This is a genomic window from Halobacterium noricense, from assembly GCF_021233435.1.
Lineage (GTDB): Archaea > Halobacteriota > Halobacteria > Halobacteriales > Halobacteriaceae > Halobacterium > Halobacterium noricense.
The window spans coordinates 879,815-905,976 of sequence record NZ_CP089468.1 but is presented as its reverse complement, the minus strand read 5'-3'; the positions used below and the strand labels follow the sequence as shown (position 1 = coordinate 905,976).

Annotated in this window: 21 protein-coding genes and 1 pseudogene; 7 read left to right on the top strand and 15 right to left on the bottom strand. The window is 66.9% G+C overall.

The window, feature by feature from the left end:
- Window positions 1-29 precede the first annotated feature (29 nt).
- The gene (locus LT974_RS05015; protein WP_232589590.1) at window positions 30-1,139 is read right to left on the bottom strand and encodes a DNA topoisomerase IV subunit A; all 1,110 of its coding nucleotides are present in this window, start codon (window positions 1,137-1,139) and stop codon (window positions 30-32) included.
- Entirely contained in the window at window positions 1,139-3,538 is a 2,400-nt protein-coding gene (locus LT974_RS05010) for a DNA topoisomerase VI subunit B (RefSeq protein WP_232589588.1), read from the bottom strand. Before LT974_RS05010 ends, LT974_RS05015 begins: the two co-directional genes overlap by 1 nt.
- Window positions 3,539-3,701: 163 nt before the next feature.
- On the opposite strand from LT974_RS05010, the gene gyrB reads away from it, so the two are divergent.
- Together gyrB and gyrA are read left to right on the top strand one after the other, a co-directional pair.
- On the top strand, window positions 3,702-5,621 hold the full coding sequence (gene gyrB / locus LT974_RS05005) for a DNA topoisomerase (ATP-hydrolyzing) subunit B (RefSeq protein WP_232589587.1): 1,920 nt from the start codon (window positions 3,702-3,704) through the stop codon (window positions 5,619-5,621).
- Window position 5,622: 1 nt separating this feature from the next.
- Window positions 5,623-8,124, top strand: coding sequence for a DNA gyrase subunit A (gyrA, locus tag LT974_RS05000; protein ID WP_232589586.1), 2,502 nt, complete (start codon window positions 5,623-5,625; stop codon window positions 8,122-8,124).
- Window positions 8,125-8,338: 214 nt separating this feature from the next.
- Here gyrA and rocF read toward each other — a convergent pair whose 3' ends face one another.
- A complete protein-coding gene (gene rocF / locus LT974_RS04995; protein ID WP_232589585.1) occupies window positions 8,339-9,244 on the bottom strand; it encodes an arginase in 906 nt (301 codons plus the stop codon).
- 68 nt (window positions 9,245-9,312) lie between these two features.
- Window positions 9,313-10,233, bottom strand: coding sequence for an NAD-dependent epimerase/dehydratase family protein (locus tag LT974_RS04990; protein ID WP_232589584.1), 921 nt, complete (start codon window positions 10,231-10,233; stop codon window positions 9,313-9,315).
- Between the two features lie 101 nt (window positions 10,234-10,334).
- Between LT974_RS04990 and LT974_RS04985 the strand changes: the two genes are divergently transcribed.
- From LT974_RS04985 to LT974_RS04975, 3 genes are all read left to right on the top strand, one after another.
- Window positions 10,335-10,868 carry an Rrf2 family transcriptional regulator gene (locus LT974_RS04985; protein WP_232589583.1) on the top strand — a complete coding sequence of 178 codons (534 nt, stop codon included), beginning with the start codon at window positions 10,335-10,337 and terminating at the stop codon, window positions 10,866-10,868.
- Window positions 10,869-10,917: 49 nt separating this feature from the next.
- Window positions 10,918-12,087 (top strand): NAD(P)/FAD-dependent oxidoreductase, encoded by a 1,170-nt coding sequence (locus LT974_RS04980; protein WP_232589582.1) that lies wholly within the window; start codon window positions 10,918-10,920, stop codon window positions 12,085-12,087.
- Window positions 12,088-12,193: 106 nt separating this feature from the next.
- On the top strand, window positions 12,194-12,349 hold the full coding sequence (locus LT974_RS04975) for a hypothetical protein (protein WP_232589581.1): 156 nt from the start codon (window positions 12,194-12,196) through the stop codon (window positions 12,347-12,349).
- A gap of 135 nt (window positions 12,350-12,484) precedes the next feature.
- Here the strand turns inward: LT974_RS04975 and LT974_RS04970 are convergent, their stop codons facing one another.
- The 9 genes from LT974_RS04970 to LT974_RS04930 all read right to left on the bottom strand — a co-directional run bounded on the left by LT974_RS04970 (window position 12,485) and on the right by LT974_RS04930 (window position 21,343).
- On the bottom strand, window positions 12,485-13,306 hold the full coding sequence (locus tag LT974_RS04970) for a nucleoside phosphorylase (protein ID WP_232589580.1): 822 nt from the start codon (window positions 13,304-13,306) through the stop codon (window positions 12,485-12,487).
- A gap of 73 nt (window positions 13,307-13,379) precedes the next feature.
- Window positions 13,380-13,775, bottom strand: a complete 396-nt coding sequence (cdd, locus tag LT974_RS04965; RefSeq protein WP_232589579.1) for a cytidine deaminase — start codon at window positions 13,773-13,775, stop codon at window positions 13,380-13,382.
- Between the two features lie 45 nt (window positions 13,776-13,820).
- Window positions 13,821-15,017, bottom strand: coding sequence for an ABC transporter permease (locus LT974_RS04960; protein WP_232589578.1), 1,197 nt, complete (start codon window positions 15,015-15,017; stop codon window positions 13,821-13,823).
- Window positions 15,010-16,347: an ABC transporter permease gene (locus LT974_RS04955; protein WP_232589576.1), complete on the bottom strand. Its 1,338-nt coding sequence runs from the start codon at window positions 16,345-16,347 to the stop codon at window positions 15,010-15,012. The genes LT974_RS04960 and LT974_RS04955 overlap by 8 nt, the downstream gene beginning before the upstream one ends.
- Window positions 16,344-17,915, bottom strand: coding sequence for an ABC transporter ATP-binding protein (locus LT974_RS04950; RefSeq protein WP_232589574.1), 1,572 nt, complete (start codon window positions 17,913-17,915; stop codon window positions 16,344-16,346). The genes LT974_RS04955 and LT974_RS04950 overlap by 4 nt, the downstream gene beginning before the upstream one ends.
- A gap of 37 nt (window positions 17,916-17,952) precedes the next feature.
- A complete protein-coding gene (locus LT974_RS04945) occupies window positions 17,953-19,101 on the bottom strand; it encodes a BMP family lipoprotein (protein ID WP_232589573.1) in 1,149 nt (382 codons plus the stop codon).
- Window positions 19,102-19,178: 77 nt separating this feature from the next.
- Complete coding sequence (locus LT974_RS04940) at window positions 19,179-20,537, bottom strand: phosphohexomutase domain-containing protein (protein WP_232589572.1); 1,359 nt, start codon at window positions 20,535-20,537, stop codon at window positions 19,179-19,181.
- A gap of 54 nt (window positions 20,538-20,591) precedes the next feature.
- Window positions 20,592-21,062, bottom strand: a complete 471-nt coding sequence (locus LT974_RS04935; protein ID WP_232589571.1) for a DUF5793 family protein — start codon at window positions 21,060-21,062, stop codon at window positions 20,592-20,594.
- 59 nt (window positions 21,063-21,121) lie between these two features.
- Window positions 21,122-21,343, bottom strand: coding sequence for a hypothetical protein (locus tag LT974_RS04930; RefSeq protein ID WP_232589570.1), 222 nt, complete (start codon window positions 21,341-21,343; stop codon window positions 21,122-21,124).
- A 500-nt stretch (window positions 21,344-21,843) separates the two neighbouring features.
- On the opposite strand from LT974_RS04930, the gene LT974_RS04925 reads away from it, so the two are divergent.
- The gene (locus tag LT974_RS04925; RefSeq protein ID WP_232589569.1) at window positions 21,844-22,227 is read left to right on the top strand and encodes a cupin domain-containing protein; all 384 of its coding nucleotides are present in this window, start codon (window positions 21,844-21,846) and stop codon (window positions 22,225-22,227) included.
- A complete protein-coding gene (locus LT974_RS04920; RefSeq protein WP_232589567.1) occupies window positions 22,220-22,834 on the top strand; it encodes a hypothetical protein in 615 nt (204 codons plus the stop codon). The genes LT974_RS04925 and LT974_RS04920 overlap by 8 nt, the downstream gene beginning before the upstream one ends.
- A gap of 77 nt (window positions 22,835-22,911) precedes the next feature.
- On the opposite strand, the gene LT974_RS04915 is transcribed toward LT974_RS04920, so the two are convergent.
- The gene (locus LT974_RS04915) at window positions 22,912-24,765 is read right to left on the bottom strand and encodes a carbon starvation CstA family protein (protein ID WP_232589566.1); all 1,854 of its coding nucleotides are present in this window, start codon (window positions 24,763-24,765) and stop codon (window positions 22,912-22,914) included.
- A gap of 74 nt (window positions 24,766-24,839) precedes the next feature.
- A pseudogene (locus LT974_RS04910) lies at window positions 24,840-26,080 on the bottom strand (RNA-guided endonuclease InsQ/TnpB family protein).
- Window positions 26,081-26,162: the final 82 nt, after the last annotated feature.

The following is a 26,162-nucleotide window of genomic DNA, read 5'->3' as shown; positions in this document are numbered from 1 at the left end:
AGACGCGGAAAACGAGGACGGCGGCCCGACTACAGGACGCCCATCTCGTCGAGGCGCTCGGGCAGGTAGGTGTCCGTCACGAAGTCGAGGCCGCGGGAGGCGAGTGCCTGCTGTTCGGCCTTCTTGTCGATGTCGAGCTGGAGTTCGATTTGCTCCGTCCAGAAGTCGCTCTGGAAGCGCGGGTCCTCCAGTTCGGATTCGAGGGCGTTCACGTCGGAATCGCCGAGCGGGTCCGTCGGCAGGTCGTAGTCGACGATGTCCTGCGGGCGGATGCCGACGAACTGCGCTTCCGGGGTGGCGAGGTACTTCGAGAGGTGCGCGGACTTGATGGAGCCGTAGGAGACGGAGCCGAAGATGCGGTACGACCACGGGTCACCGTCAGTGAACACGGTGATAGGGAGGCCGAGTTCGTCGTGGAGGCGCTTGGTGAGCCGGCGCGTCGCCCGCGCAGGCTGGCCGCCGAGGTGGACGACGAGGCAGTCGTACTCGTCGTCGAAGCCGTTCTCGACGAGGCGGTCGCGCATCCCGCCGGTCTCCACGCACATCACGAACTCCGCGTCACAGTCCATGAATTCGATGGTGTCGGGGTTGTTCGGAATCTGGTAGCCGCCCTGCCCGACGTCGTCCTGGCAGTGAATCTCGCGGTCGCCGCGGTTGGTCTGCTCGCGGATGCGCAGTGGCCCCATCACCTTCGCGCCGGATTCCTCGGGGCGCATGTGGAAGTCCTCGCGCTTCACGCCGGAGACGATTTCGAGGTCCTCGACGAGCTTGTCGGACTCGCTCTGGTCGTTGAACTGGGCTTCCTCCTCGTCCCACGACTCGGAGAGGTAGTAGAGTTCACGTAGCGTCGACGAGCGGTCCTCGTCGAGCTGCTGGGCGAGGAAGTCGATGGTGTAAACGGACTTGAGGAGTTTGCGCGCGCCGCGCACGGAGTTCGCCGAGCGCGTGCTCGTACGGTCGCCGTACACCCACACGTCGGAGTCCTCGTCGTACTCGATGTTGGACTTCGAGCGCGTGGGCAGCGACATCTTCGGAACGTCGCCGCGCTCGAACTGGTCGTAGAACTGTTCGGCCAGCTCGACGAGCTGGTCGCGGGCGTCGTCGCCCTTCGGGGTGTCTGGGGTGTTTGCGTCGCTCATTAGTTGACAGTGAGGCGGGCGTCCTCGACGCCCTGCACGGAGAGGTCGAACTCCGCGTCGTCCGGGACGCTGTACGTCAGTTCCGCGGTGTCGCCGCCGGAGATCGACGGCGACCACTTCACGAACCACTCGCCGTCCATCTCCACGACGTTGCCGTCGGAGGCGTCCGCGGGCTTGGCGGTGACGATGTCCGTGACGTCGACGTCCGCGGCCGTGCTGCCGTGGTTCTCGACGCGCAGCGTCACCTCGCCGTCGTCGAGTTCGCGCTCGACGAGGACGTTGTTCATGATGCGCGCCAGCGAGTCGTCGACGTCGAGGGGCTCGTTGCCGGTCATGTCCGAGACTTTCCCCGCCATCGTGGGGAGGATGTCCATGATGACGTTCTGTTTCTGCTGGCGCTTGCGCATCGACTGGCGCTTGTTGAGGAAGGACTTGAGGTCGCGAGCGGCCTCGCGGACCGCGAGCTCGATTTCGTCCTCGATTTCCTCGACGGACGCGACGGCGTCCTTGGATTCGCTGGTGAACGGCACGTTCGTCGAGGCGACGTGAACCATGATGACGGCGGGACCCTGCGGGAGGCCGCTGCCGCCGGGCTGGTCGAGATTGTAGTTCCGCCAGCCGATGTCCTTGACGACGTTCGTGGTCGCGCACGCGCCGCGCTGGTAAACCAGCGGCACGCGGTTCGCGAACCGCAGCAGGTCGACGCCGCCCTGGTCTTCGAGTTCGCCGCCGTACGCGATGCCGGCTTCCACGATGAACGGGTCGCCGCCGTGGACCTCGGCGTCGCGGGTGGCCGCGGAGTAGAACTCGGCGTCGAACTCCTTGCGGAGGCCGGCCTCCACGAGGTCGTCCTTGATGGGCGACAGACAGGAGGTCGGCGGGGCCATCACGTCGACGCTCGCCATCGCGTCCAGCAGTTCGCTGGCGGTGTCGCGGTCGCCCGCGACGTCCTTGGTCTTCGGGAGGTCGTCGGGCACGGTCGCCATGTCGGTCCAGAGTTCCTCGACGACGTTCTCGCGGGCGGTGTCGCCGACGGTCGCGTCCTCGACCTCCTCGGTCATCTCCGCGGCGCGGTAGACGAACTCCGCCAATTCGGCGCGCGTCACGCGGTCGCGGGGCGTGTCGCTGCCGAACTTGTCGGCGATGCGTTCGGCGAGCCCGCGCACGGTCGCGTCGTCCTTCTGGACGGTCGTCGCGGCGTCGACCGCGAGGAAGACGTCGGCCGCGCGGTCCTCAGTCAGCGCCGTCCACACCGCGTCGACGACGTGCTCCTGAACGGTGTCGCCGAACGTCTTGCCCGAAGCCTCCTCGGACTCTTCGGCGGCGTCGGCGACGAGCGCTTCGAGTTCGGAGTACGCGACGCGCTCCGCATCTTCGATGGCGTCGGCGACGCGCTCGGCGAACGCCGCGGTGTCGTCGGCACCCTTGTTCGAGACGGCGTCCACGACGGCGGCTTCGAGGTCCGTCTCCGCGTCGATGCCCGGCGGCCGCCACCGCAGTTCTCGGCCGTAGTGGCGGTCGCGGAACGCGTCCACGATTCCGTCGGCGGTTTTCTTCCCGACTCGGGTGAACTCCGACTGGAGGAACCCGGAGACGGAGTGCGAGTCGGTGTCGCCGAGCATCTTGATGAGTGTCCCGAGTTCGACCCCGTGCGGGTGGGGGCGAATCTCCTCGGTCTCCTCGGGGAGGCCCGCGCCCTCGGCGCGCTCGGCCTTGATTTCGCCCTTCGGCTCCTGCAGTTCGATGCGCGCGTGGGGGTTGACGACCGCGGTGTGCTTCACGTAATCGTGGAGCTGGCCGCGAGCGCGCATGTTCGCTTCGAGGTCCATCTCGATGCGCGTGCCGTGGGTCCCGCGGAGGTCGCTCCCCGCCGCGGAGAGCTCCTCCTCGACGCTGATTTCGGGCTCGTTGGTGTCCGTGTCGATGATGAGCTCGTAGTAGTTGGACACGCCCGAATCCTGCGTGCGGCTCTCGATGCGGACGGGTTTGCCGGAAGTCAGCTGAGAGTACAGTACAGCCGCTGAAATCCCGATTCCTTGCTGGCCGCGGGACTGCTCGCGGGCGTGGAAGCGCGAGCCGTACAGGAGCTTCCCGAAGATTTTCGGAATCTGTTCTTTGGTGATGCCGGGGCCGTTGTCCTCGACGACGAGGGTGTAGTAGTCACGGCCCTCCTCGATTTCGACGTAGATGTCGGGCAGGATGCCGGCTTCCTCGGTGGCGTCCAGGGCGTTGTCGACGGCCTCCTTGACGGCCGTGACCAGCCCTCGGGCTCCGCTGTCGAAGCCGAGCATGTGCTTGTTCTTCTCGAAGAACTCGGCGATGGAGATCTCGCGCTGGCTCGCGGCGAGCTCCTCCGCGATGCCCTCCTCCTCGCCGAGTGTCGACTGGAAGGACGTCATTCGATACTCGTAGTTCCCGTTCGGTGGGTAAAACCCCAGCGGTGTGCGGGGTGAAAGTGAAACTGAACGCGGGACGGCAGACGAGCGCAAGACAATCGGGGTTTTCGCGCGCACGCGTGCGAGTCCTTTTTACCGGCGGGGAGCCTAGGGAGATTCAACGTTCATGTCTGACCAAAGCGAGTACAGCGCTGGCCAAATCCAGGTTCTGGAGGGGCTCGAAGCCGTCCAGAAACGGCCGGCGATGTACATCGGTTCCACTGACGCTCGTGGCCTCCATCATCTCGTCTACGAGGTCGTGGACAACTCCATCGACGAAGCACTAGCCGGATACTGCGACCGCATCGAGGTGACACTCCACGACGACGGCTCGGTCAGCGTGGAGGACGACGGTCGCGGCATCCCCATAGACACCCACGAGGAGTACGACCGACCCGCGGTCGAGGTCATCCTCACCGTCCTGCACGCCGGCGGGAAGTTCGACGGGAAGTCCTACCAGGTCTCCGGTGGGCTCCACGGCGTCGGCGTCTCCGTCGTGAACGCGCTCTCCGAGCGCCTCGCGGTCGAGGTCTCCCGCGGGGGCGGGAAGTACCGCGAGAAGTTCGAGCACGGCGAACCCGTCACTGACCTCGAGCGCATCGGCGACGTCGGCGCCGAAGAGACGGGCACGCTGATTCGGTTCCGCCCGGACGCCGACATCTTCGAGACGCTGGAGTTCGACTACTCCACACTCGAGAACCGCCTGCGCGAACTCGCCTTCCTCAACTCCGGCGTCGAAATCACGCTCACCGACGAGCGCGGCGAGGAAGCCGAATCCTCGACGTTCGAGTACGAGGGCGGCATCCGCGAGTTCGTCGAGTACCTCAACGAGAGCCGGCGGTCGCTGCACGACGACGTCATCTACTTCGAGAGCGACGAGGACGGCATCCAGGTCGAAATTGCGATGCAGGCGACCGACGACCTCCAGTCCTCGACGCACGCCTTCGCGAACAACATCAACACCCGCGAGGGCGGCACCCACCTCACGGGGTTCAAGACCGCGCTCACGCGCACGGTCAACGACTACGCCAACGAGAACAACCTGCTCTCGGAGCTCGACGGCGAGAACCTCACGGGCGAGGACATCCGCGAAGGCCTCACCGCGGTCGTCTCCGTGAAACACCCCGACCCGCAGTTCGAGGGGCAGACGAAGACGAAACTCGGCAACAGCGAGGTCCGGGGCATCGTCGAGGGCACGATCCACGAGGGACTGGGCACGTACTTCGAGGAGAACCCGGGCACCGCCGAAGCCGTCGTCCGGAAGGCCGTCGAAGCCGCGAAGGCACGGAAGGCCGCGAAGAAGGCCAAGGAGCTGACGCGCCGCAAGAGCGCACTCTCCTCGACGAGCCTCCCGGGGAAGCTCGCGGACTGCCAGACGAAAGACCCCGACGACGCCGAGCTGTTCATCGTCGAGGGCGACTCCGCGGGCGGCTCCGCGAAACAGGGCCGCAACCCCGAGTTCCAGGCGATTCTCCCGCTCGGCGGGAAGATTCTGAACGTCGAGAAACACCGCCTCGACCGCATCCTCGAACACGACGAGATTCGCCACATCATCACCGCGCTCGGCACCGGCATCGGCGACGAGTTCGACATCGACGACATCCGGTACAAGAAAATCGTGATGATGACCGACGCCGACGTCGACGGCGCGCACATCCGCACGCTGCTGTTGACGTTCTTCTACCGGCACATGAAGCCGCTGCTGGAAGCCGGCTACGTGTACGCCGCCCAGCCGCCCCTGTACCGCATCCGGTACCGCGGCGAGACGTACGACGCGATGACCGAGGAGGAACGCGAACAGATTATCGAGGAGCAGTGCGACGGCAACCCGACGCAGGTCCAGCGGTTCAAGGGCCTCGGGGAGATGAACCCCCAGCAGCTCTGGGACACCACGATGGACCCGGACAACCGCATCCTCAAGCGCATCACCGTCGACGACGCCGCCGCCGCGGACAAGATGTTCTCCGTGCTGATGGGGGACGCCGTCGAGCCGCGCAAGCGCTTCATCCAGGAGCACGCCACGGACGCAGAGTGGGTGGACATCTAACATGAGTTCCGAATCACCAGACGTACCCGACGACGTCGCGGACCGCGTGAAGAACGTCCGCGTCGACGAGGAGATGGAACAGTCGTACATCGACTACGCGATGAGCGTCATCGCGGGCCGCGCGCTCCCGGACGTCCGGGACGGCCTCAAGCCCGTCCACCGCCGCATCCTCTACGCGATGCACGAGGCGGGAATCTCCAGTGGCTCCAGCCACCGGAAGTCCTCGAACATCGTCGGGGACACGATGGGCGACTACCACCCGCACGGCGACTCCGCCATCTACGACGCGCTCGTGCGGATGGCTCAGGACTTCTCGATGCGCCACCCGCTCGTGGACGGCCAGGGGAACTTCGGCAGCGTTGACGGCGACCCGGCCGCGGCGATGCGGTACACGGAAGCCCGCATGGCGTCCATCGCGGAGGAGCTGCTGACGGACATCGAGAAGGACACTGTCGACTTCCAGTCGAACTACGACGACCGCCTGCAGGAGCCGACGGTGCTACCGTCGGCGTTCCCGAACCTGCTCGTCAACGGCTCCTCGGGGATTGCGGTCGGGATGTCGACGAACGTCCCGCCGCACAACCTCGGCGAGGTCGTGGACGCGACCGTCCACCTCATCGACAACCCCGACTGCACGGTCGTGGACCTGATGGACCACGTGAAGGGACCTGACTTCCCGACCGCGGGGAACATCGTCGGGCGCTCGGCCGTCAAGCAGGCCTACCAGACGGGCCGCGGCCGCGTCCGAATGCGCGCCGAGTACCACGTCGAGGAGGGCGATTCGAGTGACAGCATCGTCATCACGGAGCTGCCCTACCAGCAGAACAAGTCGAAGCTCGTCGAGCGCATCGCCGACGACGTCCGCGACGGCGACCTCGACGGCGTGCGCGACCTCCGCGACGAGTCCGACCGGAACGGCATCCGCATCGTCGTCGAACTCAAACGGAACGCGAACACGGACGTGGTGGAGAACCACCTGCTGGAGTCCCACCTCGAACGCACGTTCGGTGTCATCAACCTCGCGCTCGTGGACGGCCAGCCGAAGGTCCTCACGCTCAAGGAGATGCTCGAGGAGTACGTCGCCCACCGCAAGGAAGTGGTGCGGCGGCGCTCCGAGCACGACCTCGCGGAAGCCGAGGACCGTGCGCACATCCTCGAAGGCCGCCTGAAGGCCTTAGAGCAGGCCGACGACGTGGTCGAGACCATCCAGAACGCCGAGGACCGCGACGACGCCAAGGAAGCCCTCAAGGACGAATTCGGGTTCACGCAGGCGCAGGCCGACCACATCGTCCGGATGCAGCTCGGCAGCCTCACGTCGATGGAGGCCGCCGAAATCGAGTCCGAGTACGAGGACGTCACCGCGCGCATCGAGCGCCTCGAGGAGATTCTGGGCAGCGAGGCGGAACTCCTCTCGGTCATCAAGGACGAACTCCGCGACATCAAAGAGCAGTACGCCGACGAGCGCCGCACGTCGTTCATCGAGGACACGGGCACGGTCACCGACGAGGACCTCATCCCCGAGGAGGACGTCGTGGTCGTGCTCTCCGAGAGCGACTACATCAAGCGCGTGCCCGCGGACACCTTCGACGCCCAGCACCGCGGCGGCAAGGGCATCATCGGCACCGACCTCAAAGACGAGGACCGCGTCTCCGCGGTGTTCACCGCGAGCACCCACGACTACCTGCTCTGCTTCACGAACCAGGGCCAGGTCTACCGCCTGAAGGTCCACCAGGTGCCGGAGATGTCCCGCACGGCGCGGGGCACTTCTGCCGTGAACATCCTCGACCTCGACGACGGCGAGGAGATTTCCGCGGTCGTCACCGCCGACGACCTCGACTTCGAGTCCGACGAGGAGTACCTCACGATGGCGACCCGCCACGGCTACGTGAAGCGCACGACCGTCGGCGAGTTCGAGAACATCCGCTCGACGGGTATCATCGCCATCAGCCTCGAAGACGGCGACGAGCTCGCTGACGTCGAGGTCACGGACGGCAGCCACGACGTCGTGCTCGGCAGCGAGCACGGCATGGCGATTCGCTTCGACGAGACGGACGTCCGCGCGATGGGCCGCAACGCCCGCGGCGTCCGCGGGATGGACCTCGAAGGCGACGACCGGGTCGCGGGCCTCGCGCCGGTCGAACCCGACGACGAGCGCACCCTGCTGACCGTCACCGAGTACGGCTACGGGAAGCGCACGCCGCTGTCGGAGTACCGCAAGCAGTCCCGGAACGGCAAGGGGCTCGTGGACATCAAGACCGGGGAGCGCAACGGCAACGTCGTCTCTCTGGACACAGTCAGCGACGAGGACAACCTCGTCGCGATGAGCGAGGGCGGCCAGATTATCCGGCTCCCGGTCGACGAGGTTTCGACGGTCGGCCGGAACACGAAGGGCGTGAAAGTGATGGACGTCGAGGAAGGCGACGAAGTCGCCGACGTCTCCGTCTACCGCCCCAGCGAGAACGAGAACGGCGACGAAGAAGACGAGAGCGAAGCCGACGAGTAACGGCTCACCAACTTTTCTATCGAAATCGCATCCGCGAGCGAGCGGTCCAACGGACCCGAGCGACGCGGTTCACTGCGCGAACGAGCGAAGCGAGTGAGCGCAGGCCGACGACCGACTAAGCACCGCGAAGCGGTGCGCTGGAGGGAGGAGTGCTTTTAGCGTAGCTTTTGCCAGGGAGCGCGCCGCAGGCGCGCGACCGCAGCAAAAGGTACGTTTAGAGAATTCGTTTGCCGAGCGCGCTCGCGGCCAGTTCCGCCGCGATGTCCGCGGTCCGGTTCGACTCGTCCAGAATCGGGTTCACTTCCACGACCTCCAGCGAACGTAGACACTCCTCCTCGGTGTCCCGTTGCGCAATCGCTTCCAGCGCCGCGTGGGCTTCCCGGTAGGTCGCGCCGCCGCGGACGGGCGTCCCGACGCCGGGGGCTTCGTCCGGGTCGAGCCAGTCGACGTCCAGCGAGACGTGCACACCGTCGGTGCCCGCGGTCACGATGTCGAGGGCTTCGTCGACGACGCTGGTGACGCCGCGCTCGTCGATGTCGCTCATCGTGAACGCGGTCATCTCGCTCTCGCGGATGGCGTCGCGCTCGGAGGGGTCGAGGTTCCGGAGGCCGACGAGCGCGACGTTCTCCTCCCGGAGGCCGGCAGCGTTCGCCCACTCGGTGTCCGCGAACTCGCCGCGGCCCAGCGCCGCCGCGAGGGGCATCCCGTGGACGTTCCCGCTCGGCGAGGTTGCGGGCGTGTTGAAGTCCCCGTGGGCGTCCAGCCAAAGCGCGCCGATTTCGGCGTCCCGCGCGCTCCCCGACAGCGACCCGATGGCGACCGCGTGGTCGCCGCCGAGCACGAGCGGGAACGCGCCGTCCGCGAGCGTGTCCGCGACCTCGTCGGCGAGTCGGGCGGTGACCTCCTCGATTTCGTCGAGGAACTTCGCGCGCCCGTCGCTGGGCTCGCGCGCCTCCGCCCGGGGGACGAGCAGGTCACCGGTGTCGACGGCGTCGACGCCCGCCGCGTCGAGCTCCGCGGCGAGGTCGGCGTAGCGAATCGCCGACGGGCCCATGTCGACCCCGCGTCGGTCCGAGCCGTAGTCCATCGGTGCGCCGATGACGTGGACGGTCTTGGCCATGCGCGTAGCTACGGCGAGCGACCCTTAGTGCGTGCGGTTCCGCGACGGCGAAGCGCGCGTCGGTAGAATCAGTCGTCGCGGTAGGGTTCGACGACGCGCTCGACGCCCTCCTCGAAGGAAATCTGGGGTTCCCAGCCGGTGGCTTCCTCGATTTTGGAGATGTCCGCGCACGTGTCGTGGACGTAGTTCTCCAGCGGAATCGGCTCGTACTCGGGTTCGACGTTCGTGCCGAGCGCGTCGTTGATGAGCTCGACCATCTCGTTGAACGAGTACGCCTCGCCCGTTCCGAGGTTGTAGACGCCCGCGACATCGTGCTCGGCGGTCGTCACGAGCCCGCGCACGATGTCGTCGACGTGCGTGAAGTCGCGGGTCTGAGTGCCGTCGCCCCACAGCACGGGCGACTCGCCGTTCGCAATCTTCTCGGTGAACTGGGAGACGGTGTTGGCGTACTCGCCCTTGTGGGCCTCGTTGCCGCCGTAGCCCTGGTAGACCGAGAAGAACCGCATTCCCGCACACGAGAGGGCGTCGTAGAAGTTGTTGTAGTACTCCGCGTAGCGCTCGCGGCCGAGCATCGACGCGTCGTAGCCGGTCGCGGCCTCCAGTTCCATGTCCTCGGGGCTGGGTTCGGTGCGGCTGCCGTACGCCGACGACGTCGATGCGTAGACGATGGTGTCGCAGCCGTCGTCGTGGGCCTGTTCGACGACGTTCACGAACCCTTCGATGTTGACGCGAGCGCCCTCGCGCGGGTTCTCTTCGAGCATCTGTCGCGACGAGAGCGCGGCGAGGTGGTAGACGACGTCGACGTTCGTCGGCAGGTCGTCGTCGAGCACGTCCGCTTCGACGTACTCGACGGCATCGTCGAGATTCTCCGGCGTCCCGAGGAAGCCGTTGTCGAGCGCGATGACGTCGTTGTCCGCGGCGAGGTGGTTCGCGAGGTTCGACCCGATGAACCCCGCGCCACCGGTGACGAGAACGCGATTTCCGTCCATGCGCGTGAATTGGCGGTCGTGCCGTAAAACCTACCGCTTCGCCGCCTGCAGGTGGTCTCCCCATCGGGGGATTTATGGAAAACACCGGCCAAACCAATCGTATGTCATCGATTGAACTGACCTCCAGTCAGAAGACGATACTGCGCGCGCTCGTTGACCTCTACACCGAGCGCGAGCAGGCCGTCAAGGGCGAGGACATCGCCGAGGAGGTCGACCGCAACCCGGGCACCATCCGGAACCAGATGCAGAGCCTGAAAGCGCTCCAGCTCGTCGAGGGCGTCCCCGGCCCGAAGGGCGGCTACAAGCCGACTGTCAACGCCTACGAGGCGCTGGAAATCCAGAAACTGGACACGGCCGCCGAGGTTCCCGTACGCCACGAGGGCGAACTCCTCGAAGACGCGAACGTCGAGGAAATCGGCCTGACGAGCGTCCACCACCCCGAACTCTGCCGCGCCGAAATCCACCTCCGCGGCTCCATCCGGGAGTTCCACGAGGGCGACAGCGTCACCGTCGGGCCGACGCCGCTGTCGAAGCTCGTCATCGAGGGGACGCTGGACGGCAAAGACGACACCGCGAACATCCTCATCCTGAAAATCGACTCGATGGAAGCGCCCGCCGAAGAGCCCGAGCACTGACGAGCGGCGTTTCAAAGCCTTTGTATCACCGGGTCACACAGGCTTCCGTATGACAACCAGAGTCGTCGTTCTCGGTGCCGGCTACGCTGGCGCTGGTGCCGTGTCGAAGCTCGAAGCCGAACTCGACCCCGACACGGAACTCGTCTGGGTCTCCGAGACCGACTACCACCTCGTCCTCCACGAAGCCCACCGCATTATCCGCGACCCGGGCGTCGAGGACAAGATTACGATTCCCGTCGAGGACATCAAATCCCACGGGACGCGGTTCGTCCACGACGAAGTCGTCGACGTCGACACCGACGACCGCACCGTCGAACTCGACGAGGGGGACGCCATCGACTACGACTACCTCCTCGTCGGCATCGGCTCCGAGACGGCGACCTACGGCATCGAGGGGATGGGCGAACACCCCCACACGCTGAAGGGCCTCGACGACGCCCTCGAAATCCACGAGGACGTCAAGGCCGCCGCGAAGGAAGCCACCCGCGAGGACCGCGCGCAGGTCGTCGTCGGCGGCGCGGGCCTCTCTGGCATCCAGAGCGCGGGCGAACTCGCGGAGTTCCGCGACCGCCACAACGCGCCCATCGACGTCACGCTCGTGGAGGCGCTGCCCGAAATCTTCCCGCCGGGCGACAGCGAGATTCAGGGCGCGCTCCGCCACCGCCTGGAGGAACGCGGCATCGAGATTCTCACCGACGACCCCATCACCGCGGCGACCGAGGACAGCCTCGAATTCGACGAGCGCGACGACCTCTCCTCCGACGTGTTCCTCTGGACGGGTGGCGTCACCGGCCCCAGCGAGCTCTCCGACGTCGACCTCGAAGCCGAGCACAACCGCCTGCAGGCGGGCTCGAACCTCCAGACGGAGGACGGCCGCGTGTTCGCGGTCGGGGACTGCTCGCTCGTCGAACAGGGCGACGACGAGGTCGCGCCGCCGACCGCGCAGGCTGCCTGGCAGGCCGCCGACGTCGCCGCCGAGAACATCTCGCGCGCCATCGACGACCGCCCGCTGCGCACGTGGACGTACGACGACCAGGGGACGCTGGTCTCCATCGGCGAAACCGCCATCGCGCACGACGTCGAAGTGAACGGCGTCGCCGCGCCCGTCCGGACGTTCAACAGCACGCCCGCGAAGCTGCTGAAGAAGGGCGCGGCCGCGCGCTGGATTGCGAAGATTACGTCGTGGTCGCGCGCGATGAAGGCCTGGGACGCGCTCTAACCGCAGTAATGCCTCCGTTTTCCGAACGCTGACTACCGCAGCCCCTGGGCAGATACTCTCGAAGTCTCGCCGAACGTTGAAGGTAGACGCTGGCCTCAGTACAGGCATGGCTGCCCAACTGGTCTGGTACGGGTTCGTCCTCCTCGCCGTCGTCACGGTCATCGCCATCGGGTCGTACATCGGGACGATGCGTGCGCTCGACCGCTTCCACGCCGGCAAAGAGAGCATCTTCCTCTCCGGCGACGCGAGAGGCGACGAGTAACAGTCGGATGGTCGGGCTCCCCCGCGACGCCGTCGCGCTCGAACCGCACGACCCGTCGTGGCACGACGCCTACGTCGAGGAAGCCGAGCGGGTGCGCGTGCCCCGAGTACGCACCCTAACAGCGCGCTCGCAGGATTACTCCAGGCTCATGCCGGCGTGCCACTGGTCGACGCCGGCTTCTGCTTTCTTCTGGTCCATCTTCGCGAGTAGGTGGACCGCGAGGCTCGCCGTCTCGGCGGCGTTGGACTCGCCCTCGGTGAGGAATTCGCCGGTCTCGCGGTTGGCGAACACCGAGCAGACGGCGCCCGCGCGGAGGCCGTAGACGTTCGCGAGCGTGAGGATGGCCGACGCCTCCATCTCGACGTTTGCGACGTTGGCGTCCTTGAGTTCTTGGATGAGGTCGTCGCTGCCGGCGGCCTCGAACCCCTCGAAGCCGGGCCGGCCCTGGCCCGCGTAGAAGGAGTCCGAACTCATCGTGAGGCCGACGTGGTAGTCGTGACCGAGGCGTTCGGCGGCGGCGACGAGCGCGGAGACGACCTCGGTGTCCGCGACCGCGGGGTAGTCCTCGCGGACGTACTCGTCGCTGGTCCCCTCCTGGCGGACCGCGCCGCGCGTGATGACGAGGTCGCCGGGCTCCATCTCCGCCTGGAGCGCGCCACAGGAGCCGACGCGGATGAACGTGTCCACGCCGATGCGCGCGAGTTCTTCGACGGCGATGGCGGCCGACGGCGACCCGATGCCGGTGGAAGTCACGGAGATGGGCGTGCCGTCGTAGCTGCCGGTGGCGGTGCGGTACTCGCGGTGGTGGGCGACCTCGTCGTGATCGTCCCACAGCGGCGTGATTTTGTCGAGGCGCTCGGGGTTGCCGGGGAGCAACACCGCGTCCGCGACGTCCCCCGGGGAGAGTTCGACGTGATACTGGACCTCGTCGTTAGGGTCCTCGCTGTCGCCGGGCATGCCACCGGTTTCGCCGGCGACGGGCAAAGTGTCTTCGTGTTTCCGGCAGCGGGAGCGGTCGAGCGGTCGCCGCTCAGTGCCCGAGCATCTCTGGCGTGATGGTGTCCGGGATGAGTTCGCCGATGGTGTAGCGCTCGAAGCCGTCGCCGGTGTCACAGAGCACGGGTACGTCGTCGTCGCAGAACTCCGCGAGCGTCTGCCGGCACATCCCACACGGCGTGACGGCGTCCCGGGCTTCGGAGGTGACGACGACCTTCGCAAACTCGCGGTGGCCGTCGCGGACCGCCGACCCGACGGCGACCTCCTCGGCGTGGAGGCTGTTCGAGAAGTTCGCGTTCTCGACGTTCGTCCCGACGTACACCTCGCCGTCGGCGGTCTCGATTGCCGCGCCGACCGGGTACTCGGAGTACGGCACGTAGGCTTCCGCCAGGGCGTCGCGAGCGGCAGCGAGAAGTTCGTCGTCGTCCATACGACGGGGTTCGGCGAGCCGCGACAAAAAGCCGCCGCGTTCGGCCTACTCGTCCTCGCCGGATTCGTAGTGCTCGCCGCCCGCCGACGGGATGCGCGTGCGGCCGAACAGCGCGAGCACGACGATGACGGTGACGTACGGGATGGTGCGCACGAGCTCCGTGGGCACCTGAAAGACGTCGCGGGCTTGCAGCGTGAGCTGGGTGGCGTCGAGGCCCGCGAACAGCATCGTGGAAGCCAGCGCCCCCACGGGGTTGTAGTTCCCGAAGAGGTACGCCACGATGGCGATGAACCCCTTGCCGTTGACCATCGTCGGGCCGTTGCCCGTGAACTGGCCGACGCCGAGCGCGAGCGCAGCGCCGCCGACGCCCGCGAGCACGCCCGACAGCAGGACGGCGGCGTACCGGACGCGGTGGACGTTCACGCCCGCGGTGTCCAGCGCCTTCGGGTTCTCGCCGCTGGCTTCGACCCAGCGCCCGAACGCGGTGCGGTGGAGCGTGTACCACGACAGCGCGACCGCCAGCAGCATCAGGTAGACGGGCGGGCTGGCGTCGAACAGCGCGCCGAAGAACGGCAGGCCGACTAGCGACGACTGGAGGTCGAGGACGCCGCCGACCGGCAGGTCGACGACGAACCCGAGTTCCCACGTGACGAGCTCGGAGACGAACGGAATCCCCATGTCCGTCAGCGTCGGGAACGTGTCGACGCTGGTGGAGTTCTTCGAGCCGTAGATGACCGACGAGAGGAACGGCGCGAGGCCGAGCGCGATGAGCCAGACCGCGAGGCCGGCGATAATCTGGTCGGCCCGGAACTCGATGCAGACGATGGCGAACAGCCCCGCCAGCAGCGTGCTCGCGAGGACGCCGCCGACCAGCCCGTACCAGACGCTGCCGGTCACGTCGGTCGCCCAGATGCCGACGAACGCGGCGATGATGAGCAGGCCTTCGAGGCCGATGTTGATGACGCCGCTCTTCTCGGCGAAGATGCCGCCGAGCGCGGCGAACGCGATGGGGACCGAGAGCCGCAGCGTCGCGGCGAGCGTGGAGTCGGCCGTGAGCACGGCGAACAGGCGGCCGGCGTCCGACTGCGGCGCGAGGACGCCGGCGGCGACGAGGCCGACGGCGGCCAGCAGCACAATACCGATGACCGCCTGCTGGAGGGGGCTCCGCCCGACGAACAGTCGGTCGTAGGCATCGAGGACGGCGCTGCGAGCGGTCTCGACGATCCAGTGGTCGTCACTCATCGCTCCCACCTCCGGTATCGCCGTCGGTAGCAACCGGCTCGCCGGGCTGGCCGAACGAGCCGAATTTCTGGCCCATCATCCGGAAGAACTCCGGCATCGCGACGAACAGGATGATGAGTCCGCGGAGCACGCCGACCAGCGTCGGCGGAACGTCCGAGCCGACCTGCACGACGATGGACCCGCTCTTGAGCACGCCGAAGAGGAACGCCGCGAGGCCGACGCCGAGCGGGTTGTTTCCGGCGAGGATGGAGACGGTGATGCCGTCGAAGCCGTAGTCCGGGACGCCGGTCTGGAAGTTCCCCAGCACCATCAGCACGTAGACGGCGCCGCCGATGCCGGCGAGCGCGCCCGACAGCGTCATGCTGGAGACGATGGTGCGGTCGGCGTCGACGCCCCCGTACTCGGCGGCGTCCGGCTGGAGGCCGCTGGTGCGGAGGTCGTAGCCGAACGGCGTGTGCTGGAGCAGGTACCAGATGCCGACGAGCACGGCGACCGCGAACGCGAACGCGAGCAGGGAGACGTCGTCCCGGGCGCGGAACAGCCACGACGGGAACAGCGCGACGTCCGGGAGGTTCACCGTCTGGTTGGCGAAGCTCTCGGGGTCCTTGAAGTACTTCTCGCGGGAGACGAGGAACAGCGCGATAGACGTCGCGACGAAGTTCAGCATGATAGTGGTGATGACCTCGTTGGCGTCCGCGTACGCTTTCAGCGCACCCGGGACCGCCGCGTACGCGCCGCCCGCGACGCCGCCGAGCAGGAGGCCCAGCGGGAGCAACACGATAGTCGCGAGCACGCCGAGGCCGGCCAACGGCGGCGCGACGTACGTGAGCACGACGCCCGTGGTGAGCGCGCCGACGACGAGCTGGCCCTGCACACCGATGTTGAAGATGTCCGCGCGGAACGCCACCGCGACGGCGACGCCCGTGAACATCAGAATCGTGGTCTCGGCGATGGTGGTGGCGAACTGGCTGTTCAGCGGGTTGCTGAGGACGTCCCCGAGCGCGCCGAGGAACAGCAGGTCGTACACCGCGAACGGGTCGTAACAGAACCCCATCGCGAAGACGGCCTGCGACGGCCACAGGCCACCGGGGAGGACGCTCTTGACGACGCCGGGTACGAGTCCCGGGAGCGTGGTCGTGACGAACTTCCCGGGGACAGCGATGGTGTAGGCGGCGCTGGCGCAGTCGGTCATCCGGCCGGCACCGAGGATGATGAGCGCGCCGATGAACACCGACAGCAGGAGTGCGGACGTGCTGATGAGGAAGCGCTCGAACGCGGAGGCGCGGACGAGCCGCCCGAGCAGGTTGTGGGCGCGCTCGGAGAAACTCACTGCGCCACCCCCTCAGCGTCGCGCTCGCTGCGTGGCTCGTACCCCTCGGGGTACTCGCCGGCCATCAGCAGGCCGAGTTCTTCCTCGTCGATGTCGTCGGGGTCGACGACCGCCATCACGTCGCCGTCGTGCATGACGGCGAGGCGGTCCGAGAGCCCCTGCACTTCGTCGAGCTTCGAGGAGACCAGCAGGACGCCCCGGCCCTCGTCGCGGAGTTCGAGCAGGCGGTCGTGGATGAACTCCTGTGAGCCGATGTCGACGCCGCGCGTCGGGTGCGTGGCGACGACGAGGCGCGGGTCCCGCTCGAACTCGCGGCCGACGATGAATTTCTGCTGGTTACCGCCGGAGAGCGCGACGGCTTCCGTGTCAGCGTTCGGCGGCCGCACGTCGTACTCCTCGACGATGTCCTCGGCGTGCGTCCGGGAGGCGTCCCAGTCGATGGTGCCGCCGGACGCGAACGGCGCGCCGTGCTGGCTGCCGAGGATGCCGTTCTCCACGAGGTCGAAGTCCATCACGAGCCCGCGCTCCTGACGGTCCTCGGGGATGTACGCCATGCCGCTGTCGATGCGGTCGCGGCGGGGGGCATCAGTAACGTCGCGGCCGTCGAACTCGACAGCCCCGGCTTCGGGGTCGCGCAGGCCCGTGACTGCTTCCACGAGTTCGGCCTGCCCGTTGCCATCCACGCCGGCGATGCCGAACACTTCGCCCTCGCGGACGACGAACGAGACGTCCGTGACGGCGGGCACCTCGCGGTCGTCGAGCACGGAGAGCGCGTCCACGTCGAGGACGGTCTCGCCGACGGACGGCGGCGTCGATTCGACGTCGAGGACGACCTCGCGGCCGACCATCAGCTCTGCGAGTTCCTCGCGGGTGGTCTCGTCGGCGTCGACGGTGCCGACGTTCTTCCCGTCCCGGAGGACGGTGACATCGTCGGCGGCGTGCATCGCCTCGCCGAGCTTGTGCGTGATGAAGATGACCGTCTTCCCCTGGTCGGTGAGCTCGTCGAGGACGTCGAAGAGGTCCTCGACCTCCTGGGGCGTGAGCACGGCGGTCGGCTCGTCGAGGATGAGCACGTCCGCGCCGCGGTACAGCGCCTTCAGAATCTCGACGCGCTGCTGGACGCCGACGCTGACGTCGGCGATGGTCTTGTCGGGGTCGACGTCGAACCCGTAGCGCTCGCTGAGCTCGACGACGTCGCGGCGCGCCGCCTCGCGGTCGACCGCGAGCCCGCCCCACTTCCGGGGCTCGTTGCCGAGCGCGATGTTCTCCGCCACCGTCATCGTGTCCACGAGCATGAAGTGCTGGTGAATCATCCCGATGCCGGCGTCGATGGCGTCCCGCGGGGAGTCGAAGTCGCGTGCCTCGCCGTCGACGACGATACGGCCCGAGTCCGGCTGGTAGAGACCGTAGAGGACGTTCATCAGGGTTGTCTTCCCAGCGCCGTTCTCGCCGAGCAGCGCGTGCACGGAGCCGCGCTCGACGGGCAAGTCGACGTTGTCGTTCGCGACGACGCCCGGGAATCGTTTCGTGATGTCTTCGAGTCGGACGGCCGTATCCGTTTGCGTCATTGCGTGCAGAATGTGATTGTGAGCGACGTCGGTCCCGTCAGTTGACGTTGGAGGGGTCCTGGGGGACGGAGGTCTCGCCGTCGATGATGCTCTGGCGGGCGTCGCTGACCGCCGTCTTGACGTCGCCGGGAATCTCGGATTCGAGCTGCTGGCCGTAGACACAGGCGACGCCGTCGTCCTGGAGGCCGAGCGTCGTCGTCGTGCCGGTTTCGAAGTTGCCGTTGATCGTCGCTTCGACGGCGTTGTACACCGCAGTGTCGACGCGCTTGACCATGCTCGCGAGGATGACGTCGGCGTAGCTGTCCTTCGTGACCGACTGGTCGCGGTCGACGCCGATGGCGAAGCGGCCCTCGTCCTGTGCGGCCTGGAGGACGCCCGTTCCCGTGTTTCCGGCGGCGTGGAAGATGATGTCACTGCCGGAGTTGTACATCGAGAGTGCGGCCTCTTGGCCGGCGGTGGTGTCGTTGAAGCTCCCGACGTACGACGTCTGGACGTCGATGTCGTCGTTGGTCGCCTTCACACCGGCCTCGAATCCGGCTTCGAACTTCTGGATGAGGTCGCTCTCGCGGCCGCCGACGAAGCCGACGTTCGTGGAGTCCGACTGCGTCGAGCCCGCGCCCGCGCTGAAGCTCATCGTGGTCAGGTGGCCGGCGAGCACGCCGACGAGGTACGAGCCCTCGTGCTCGCGGAACACGTAGCTGCCGACGTTGTCGGCGTCCACGGTCTCGTCGACGATCTGGAAGTCCTGGTCGGGGTAGTTCGCGGCCGTCTCCGAGAGGGAGTCAGCCTGGAGGAACCCGATACAGGAGACGAGGTCGTAGTTGGGGTCCGTCGAACCGGCGTACTGCTGCTGGTAGTCGCTGAATTGGGAGACCGAATCCGGCTGGGACTCGTTGAAGTCGACGTTGAAGTCCTCGGCGGCCTGCTCGATGCCGGACTGAGCCTGGTCGTTGAACGACCCGTCGCCGAGCCCGCCGGTTGCGTACACCATCCCGACGTTGGTGACGTCCGACTCCGCGGTGGTAGTCCCCTCGGAGTCCTCGGTCGTACCCGTGGACTCCTCGGTAGTCGTCTCCGTCTCGTCGCCGCCGGAAGGACCGCCCGTACAGCCCGCCATCCCCGCGAGCCCGACCGTGCCGATGCCGGCTGTGGCCTTGATGAACTCCCGCCTGTCGAAGTTGGACATACTTGCCTCAAAGGAGGCATTCGTGCGGTGATAAAACCGTCGTTTGTGGGGGATAGCGGCAAAACGTGGGCGCGTTGTCAGGCCGCAGCGACCGCGTCCTCGACGACAGCAACGACCGACTCCACGAGGTCGTCCACGTCGTCGCTCTCGGCGTACACGCGAACGTAGGGCTCGGTCCCGCTCGGCCGCACGAGCGTCCACGACGCGTCCGGGAACGCCAGGCGCACGCCGTACTCCGTGTCGACGTCGGCGTCCGGGAACTCGGCGGGCAGGTCCTCGGCAAGTTGGGCCATCACCGCCGCCTTGGCGTCGTCCGGGCACTCGACGCTGACTTTCCGGTACGGGCGCTCGGTCACGGGCTCGCGCAGCGCCGCGAGGCCGGCCGCGTCCGCGACCAGCCGGCTGAGCACGGCCGCCGACGCGACGCCGTCTATCCAGCCGCCGAACGCGGTGTGGACGTGCTTCCACGGCTCCGCGGCGAAGACGACGTCGCCGCCGTCCGCGCGGGCCGACGCGATGCCCTCGTGGAGCGCGCCGAGGCGAACGCGTTCGACGCGCCCGCCCGCTTCGCCGACGCGCTCGTCGATGCGCGCGGAGGCGTTCGGCGTCGTGACGACGACCGGGTCGGCGGCGTCGCTGGCGCGCGTGTAGTGCTCCGCGAGAATCGCGAGTACGGTGTCCTCGTGGACGACCTCGCCATCGCCGTCCACGACGACGATGCGGTCGGCGTCGCCGTCGTGCGCGATGCCAAACGAAGCGTCGCCGTCCGCCACGAACTCCATCAGGTCGCCGATGGTCTCCGGCGTCGGTTTGCTCGGGCGACCGGGGAAATGGCCGTCGACGTTCGCGTTCAGCGTGACGACGTGCGCGCCGAGTTCCCGCAGCACCTGCGGCGTCGCCAGCCCCGCGACGCCATTCCCGCAGTCTACGGCGACCGTCAGCCCGTCGAGGGGCGCGCCGTGCTCGCTGGCGTAGTCGGCGACCGCCTCGCGGTAGTCCGGGAGCACGTCGATGGACTCGGGCTCGCCCCACTCCGCCCACGACGCGTACTCGGGGTCGCTCTCCACGCGGTCCTCGATGGCGAGCTCGCGCTCGCGGTCGTACTCGGAGCCGTCCACGAACAGTTTGATGCCGTTGTCCTCCGGCGGGTTGTGGCTCGCGGTCAACTGGACGCCGCGGCGGCCCTGCGAGGCGTACGCCAGCGCCGGCGTCGGCAGCACGCCCGCGTCCAGCACGCGCATCCCGCCTGCCTGCAGGCCCGCGCTCATCGCCGCCGCTAGCGCCGGCCCCGTCTCGCGGCCGTCCCTGGCGACCACGAACGCCTCGTCGTCGCCGCGAGCGTCCGCGCCGGCCGCGGCCCCGACCGCGACCGCCAACTCCGGGGTCACGTCGGCGACCGCGTTCCCTCGAATCCCTGCCGTGCCGAAGAGGTTCATACGCGGGGGGAGCGCCCGCGCTCACTTAGGTTCGGCTGTTCCCGGCCGAGAGAATCAGAGTTCGATGCCGCTCGGGATGAGACTGTGGCTGCGCAGCAGGTCGCCGTCCTCGCTGTAGACGAGGAACGTCGACTTCTCGTAGACGACCAGTTGCTCGCCGTCGACGAGAATCTCGACGCGGTACTGGCCGTCGTCGCCAGTCGCCTCGCCGTACCGGCGTGCCGCCCGTACGAACTGCAGGACGTCGTCGGCGTCCTGGTTGAGTTCGAGGACGAACTCCCCGGTGATGCGGTTCGTGACGGCGACGACGCCCCCGGCGTCCGGGTCGTCGACGTCGTCGGTCAACCGGAACGTGGCGTCCGTCTCCTCGGCGTCGAGGCGTTCGCCGTCCCGGTCCGTGAGTCGGTCTTCGAGTTCCGCGGCTGCGCCCGTGAACTCGATGGTGACGTTCGGCTTCTCGGGGTCACCCTCCTCGTCGACCCAGTCGACGTTCGCGACGTCCAGTTCGAAGTAATCCCGGCGCATTCCCTACGGGTGAGTAGGACGGACGGGGAAATGAACGTAACGCCCCCGACAGCGTGCAGTCACTGGCCGTACGTGAGCCGCTGGACGGCGGCGTTCAGCCGTGCAGTCGCGTTCTGCAGCCACGCGACCGGCGACACGCGCCGCACGGCGGACTCCTCGACTTCGATGCGCGCGTCCACGAACGGGTCGCGGGGCGGGTCGTCGCTGTTAGCGTCGACCGCGTCGACGACGGTCGTCATCGAGCAGCGGCCACACGCCTCGGTCGGCTGCTTCTCTTCCATGCGTACTACTCACACACGAACGGCCATAGTTCTGCCGCCCGCGGAGGCCCGAACACTACTGAAACTAGCCAGTGAATCAACCGATTTCCCTGGCGGATTGAAAGGGCGAGGGCGTCTGCGGGAACCCCGACGTTCGGAAGACGCGTCGCGTCTTCCGCAGTCGACCGAGAGACGCCGACGGCGTCTCTCGGGATGACGAGAGGACTTCGTCCTCTCGAACCACCCATCAGAACGCGTAGCGTTCTGAGGACGATGCAAGCACCGCAGGGAGCAAAGCGACTGAGGAGCACAGCGAGTCGCGGGAGTTACGCGAGCACCGCAAGCGTGACAACGGAAGTCGCAGCCCGCGAACGCAGTGAGCCGGAACGTCTTCCGACAGCGCAGACGCCCGAGGGCTTTCAGAAGGCTACGTCTTCTCCATCAGGTTTGTATACAAATCTGAACACTATCGCAGAGCGCGGACGCGACGAGCTTTTAACCCGCGTGTGGTATCTTCAGGCATGGGTTACCGAATCGTCGACCCCGACGACGTCGAAGTACCGGAGGGACGGCCGTGCGAGTACCGCTCGCTGACCGACGCGGGCGACCTCGACGAGATGGCGATGAACCTGTTCCGCGCCGACCCCGGCGAGCAGGTGCCGCTGGCGTACCACTACCACGAGACCCAAGAGGAGGCGTTCTTCGTGCTCTCGGGCACGCTGTACGTGGAGACCCCCGAACAGACCTACGAGGTGCCGGAGGGCCACCTGTTCACGGTCGGCCCGGAGAGTCCGCAGCGCGCGCACAACCCCGAGGACGCCGAGGAGCGCGTCGAACTGCTGGCGGTGGGGGCGCCGCCGGCCCCCGACGACGCGGTCGCGTACGACCCCAGCGAGGATGACTGAAGCCGACAGCCCGGAGCCCGCCGACCTCCCCGCCGAGATTCGGGAGAACGTGCCGACGTGGGACGACGAGTACTTCGACCGCGTCAGCGACCGGCTGATGTACAGCTACGACCTCGAACGCGACGACGCCGTCCGCGGCGAGCGCTTCGACCTGTACGGGGAGTTGCGCGTGCTCAACCAGAAGCAGTTCTTCCACCCCGCGCTGAGCTACGCCGACCACGAGACCGAGGAGCACGTGTTCGCGCGCCGGACCGGCCGGCCGACTGTCGCGGATCTCGAAGCGCTGGTCGCGTTCGGCCACGACCTCGCCGACGACTGGGTGGACGCCGACGAGGAGCACTACGAGACGAAGTTCACGTTCGTGCTCGTCGCCGACAAACTCCCCGACGACGTCGCATCGTTCGTCGAGGGGTTCCGGGACCGCACGCTCCTGAAGTACGGCTACTACGGCCACTACGAGGTGAATCTTGTTGTGGTCGCGCCCGACGACGAGGACGCGGTCGCAAGCGAGCAGGCGGACGTCGCGGACGCGTTCGCGCTCTGGGGCGACGTCGAGCGCGAGCGCGAAGGCTTCTTCTCGCAGTTCGCGAAGCGCTTCTGGACGTAGGCGGCGGCAGCGACCGCCGGACCCGCCGCTGCGGGGTTCGAGGGAGAGACAGGAAAGAAGGACCGTGGAGCGGTCGGTTAGTCGTCGCTCGGTTCCGCTGCGGGCTCGCGGCCACCGCGCACGCTGGAGATGTTGTCGTAGCCGATGCGCACCAGCGACAGCGCGAGGTAGATGAGCACGACCGCGAGCACCATCTGAACCGCCGCCGAAACCTGACCGCCGAGGCCGGTCGCGCCGCCCTGAATCAGGTTCACGTAGAGGTTCTCGTAGAACGCCAGCCACGAGAGCCCGAGGACGGTGATGACGACCATGATGGCCATCGGCACGCCCGTGCTGACGAGCTGCTTGGACTCGTCCCAGTTGGCGAGCCACACCGTCCCGGTGAGCAGCGCGAGCGCGGCGAGCAGCTGGTTGGCGCCGCCGAACAGGCCCCAGAGGGTCGCCCACTCGCCGGAGATGACCAGCACGTACGCGATACCGCACTGCACGACGGGGTTCGTGTACCGACCGCGGGCGAACGAACCGATACCGCCCGAGAAGCCGGTGTCCGTGCCGCTGCCCTGCGTCCCGACGATTTCCTCCATCATGTAGCGGCCGAGGCGCGCGGCCGTGTCGGTGGACGTGAGCAGGAAGCTCACGAGCACGAGCGCCATGAACGGCCCACCGTAGCTGGCGGGGATGCCGAGGCTCGTGAGGATGACGCCGCCACCTGCAGCGAAGTTCGGGAGCGCGCCGCCGATGCCGCCGGCGGCCGCGTCCGAGGCGATGCCGGCGATGGCGAGCGTGGACAGCGCGACTGCGGCGAGCAGGCCTTCACCGAGCATGCCGCCGTAGCCGATGAGGCGCGCGTCGCTCTCCTTGTTCAGCTGCTTGGCGGTCGTCCCGGAGGAGACCAGCGAGTGGAAGCCACTGATGGTCCCGCACGCGATGGTGACGAACAGCAGCGGGAACAACGGATACGGCGAGACGCTCTCGACTCCGAGGAAGCCGGTGAACGGCTCGATGCTCTCGGAGATGACCAGCGGCTGGCTGGACGTGCCGAGGAACGTGCCGACGACGATAGCGACGAGCGCGCCGCCGACACCCGCGTACAGCAGGAACGACGAGAGGTAGTCGCGCGGCTGGAGCAGCACCCAGACCGGGAGCGCGCTGGCGAGCGCGGCGTACAGCAGAATCACCGGCACCCAGGCGGCGGTGTTGCCGCCGAGCGCGCCGGCACCGGGCACCCACGAGCCCGTTCCCTCGAAGAGGATGAACGTGCTCGCGGGGTGTGCTGCGTCACCTGCCAGCTCGAAGAACGCGAACGGGTACTGGATACCGAGCCAGACGCCCGCGAACACGCCGGCGACGAACACGATGGTCCCCGGGATGAACGGGCCGTCGAGCTGGTAGAGGTAGACGCCGAACAGCACCGCGAGCGCGATGTACACGAAGCTCGCGGTCGCTGCCGACGGGTACGCGTTCAGCACGATACCCACGACGAGCGCGAACACCGCGACGACGAGGATGATGGTGATGAACGCGAACCACAGCAGCATGTTCTTCCCGCGTTCGCCGACGTACTCGCCGATGATGTAGCCGATGGACTTCCCCTCGTGTCGCATCGAGCCGGACAGCGAGATGAAGTCGTGGACGGCCCCCATCAGCGGGTTGCCGACGGCGACCCACGCGAGTGCGGGCACCCATCCCCAGATAGCGCCGGCCGTAATCGGGCCGACGATGGGCGCGCCGCCCGCGATGCTGGAGAAGTGGTGTCCGAGCAGTACTGGTTTCTTCGCCGGAACGTACTCCTGGCCGTCTTCGTACTTGTGGGCGGGCGTGTCACGTGAGTTGTCGAGGTCGACGAATCGGGAGAGGTACTTCGAGTACCCCACGTACCCCACCGAGAACGTGACCAAGACCGCTGCCACAATCCATATTACCTGTGTCATTTGTAACGTACCTTCGTGACACTGATTACCGAACGTCCACTTAAACGTTCGCCTCTTAGTAAGCTAACCCACCGCTAAATCGGTGGGCTTTCAGCATGGACTCCCGATCTGGCCGACTCCTCGGCAGGAGGTTCATACCCTCCGTTCTCGTTCATCATCCCGCTGTTCAAGCGCACGCCTACAGGTGCGCCTCCACCAGAGCCAGTTTGGGTCCGGCGGAGATACCGCAATCCAATATTTTTCGCAGCGTTGTAGTCAGCGTGATTCTCGTACCCACACTTCAAGCACTCAAAGGCCTCACTATTCCGGTTGTCTGGGTGCGTGAACCCACAGTGTGAGCACCGCCGACTCGTATTTGCTGGCTCTACCTGCTTGACGGTGATGCCGTCTTCTGCGGCTTTATACTGGACGTACTCGTGGAGGCGCTTGAACGCCCATTTGTGCCCCCACGACGCCCCAGTCCGCTCGCGAATGTCAGTCAAGTCCTCGAATGCGATGACCGAACACCCGTTCTGGCGAGCTTCAGCAACCAGTTCGTTGCTGATCCGATGCAGTGCCTGCTTGAACCGCCCTTCCTCTTTCTGACCGACTGATTGGATGTTCTCGTGTGCCCACCGTGTGCCGCACTGCTGGAGGTCGCCACGCCGGTTTTCGTATTCGCGCCGCCAGTGGTCGAACTCATCACCCGTCCAGAACGTACCCGTGCTGGTGACGGCGAGGTTGTTCACGCCGAGATCAACCCCAAGAACCGTTCCGTTCTCGGTGACTGTCTCGGCCGTATCCGTCTCTATTTCGCGTTTGCAGTGGATGTGGAGCATCCAGGTGTCGTTCTGGTAGTGCAGTTCCGCCCCGGTTGTTTCGTACTCGTTGGCAAAGAAGTACTCTGAATGGGGAGTATTCCGGCCTTCGTCTGGCAGGACGTAGTCGGCTTGAATTCGACCGTCGATGGTGGCAAGAGAGACGTATTCGTCGTGGAAGGTGGCGGTGCGGTGGTCGTAGACGAGATGTGGGCTCGTGAACCGTGGTTTCGACGCTGTTTTCCCCTGTTTCCACTTTGCGAGGATGCTTTTAGCGGCGTCGGCGGCCTTGTTTCGGGCGGCTTGGACGTGGTTGCGTGTAATGCCGTGTCCTCGCGGACGTCGTCGTAGGTGTCGTCGTGGAGTGTGGTCTTGCTGGTGGTGACGAACTCGCCGTTGAAAGCGTGGTCGGTGACGTAGTTAGCGGCCGACAGGAACTCAGCAATAGTGTCGCGGAGAAGCGCGCCAGCATCACTGCCCACGTCAAGTTTGACGGGGACAGTGCGGCGCTTCTCCATACATCATACGCAGATATAGTGATTCAAAAGGATTCTGAAGGACGAGGGGGCCAGTCCTGCCGTAGCCGGTGGTTGGGTCACC

Bases quoted from the DNA above. Each gene is read 5' to 3' on its own strand.
- LT974_RS04970 (WP_232589580.1), bottom strand. From the start codon at position 13,306: ATGCCCGGCGACAGCGAGGACCCTAACGACGAGGTCCAGTATCACGTC.
- cdd (WP_232589579.1), bottom strand. From the start codon at position 13,775: ATGGACGACGACGAACTTCTCGCTGCCGCTCGCGACGCCCTGGCGGAA.
- LT974_RS04915 (WP_232589566.1), bottom strand. From the start codon at position 24,765: ATGACACAGGTAATATGGATTGTGGCAGCGGTCTTGGTCACGTTCTCG.
- LT974_RS04930 (WP_232589570.1), bottom strand. From the start codon at position 21,343: ATGGAAGAGAAGCAGCCGACCGAGGCGTGTGGCCGCTGCTCGATGACG.
- LT974_RS04960 (WP_232589578.1), bottom strand. From the start codon at position 15,017: ATGAGTGACGACCACTGGATCGTCGAGACCGCTCGCAGCGCCGTCCTC.
- LT974_RS05015 (WP_232589590.1), bottom strand. From the start codon at position 1,139: ATGAGCGACGCAAACACCCCAGACACCCCGAAGGGCGACGACGCCCGC.
- LT974_RS04975 (WP_232589581.1), top strand. From the start codon at position 12,194: ATGGCTGCCCAACTGGTCTGGTACGGGTTCGTCCTCCTCGCCGTCGTC.
- LT974_RS04940 (WP_232589572.1), bottom strand. From the start codon at position 20,537: ATGAACCTCTTCGGCACGGCAGGGATTCGAGGGAACGCGGTCGCCGAC.
- LT974_RS04925 (WP_232589569.1), top strand. From the start codon at position 21,844: ATGGGTTACCGAATCGTCGACCCCGACGACGTCGAAGTACCGGAGGGA.
- LT974_RS04990 (WP_232589584.1), bottom strand. From the start codon at position 10,233: ATGGACGGAAATCGCGTTCTCGTCACCGGTGGCGCGGGGTTCATCGGG.
- gyrB (WP_232589587.1), top strand. From the start codon at position 3,702: ATGTCTGACCAAAGCGAGTACAGCGCTGGCCAAATCCAGGTTCTGGAG.
- LT974_RS04985 (WP_232589583.1), top strand. From the start codon at position 10,335: ATGTCATCGATTGAACTGACCTCCAGTCAGAAGACGATACTGCGCGCG.
- LT974_RS04920 (WP_232589567.1), top strand. From the start codon at position 22,220: ATGACTGAAGCCGACAGCCCGGAGCCCGCCGACCTCCCCGCCGAGATT.
- LT974_RS04945 (WP_232589573.1), bottom strand. From the start codon at position 19,101: ATGTCCAACTTCGACAGGCGGGAGTTCATCAAGGCCACAGCCGGCATC.
- LT974_RS05010 (WP_232589588.1), bottom strand. From the start codon at position 3,538: ATGACGTCCTTCCAGTCGACACTCGGCGAGGAGGAGGGCATCGCGGAG.
- LT974_RS04980 (WP_232589582.1), top strand. From the start codon at position 10,918: ATGACAACCAGAGTCGTCGTTCTCGGTGCCGGCTACGCTGGCGCTGGT.
- gyrA (WP_232589586.1), top strand. From the start codon at position 5,623: ATGAGTTCCGAATCACCAGACGTACCCGACGACGTCGCGGACCGCGTG.
- LT974_RS04950 (WP_232589574.1), bottom strand. From the start codon at position 17,915: ATGACGCAAACGGATACGGCCGTCCGACTCGAAGACATCACGAAACGA.
- rocF (WP_232589585.1), bottom strand. From the start codon at position 9,244: ATGGCCAAGACCGTCCACGTCATCGGCGCACCGATGGACTACGGCTCG.
- LT974_RS04935 (WP_232589571.1), bottom strand. From the start codon at position 21,062: ATGCGCCGGGATTACTTCGAACTGGACGTCGCGAACGTCGACTGGGTC.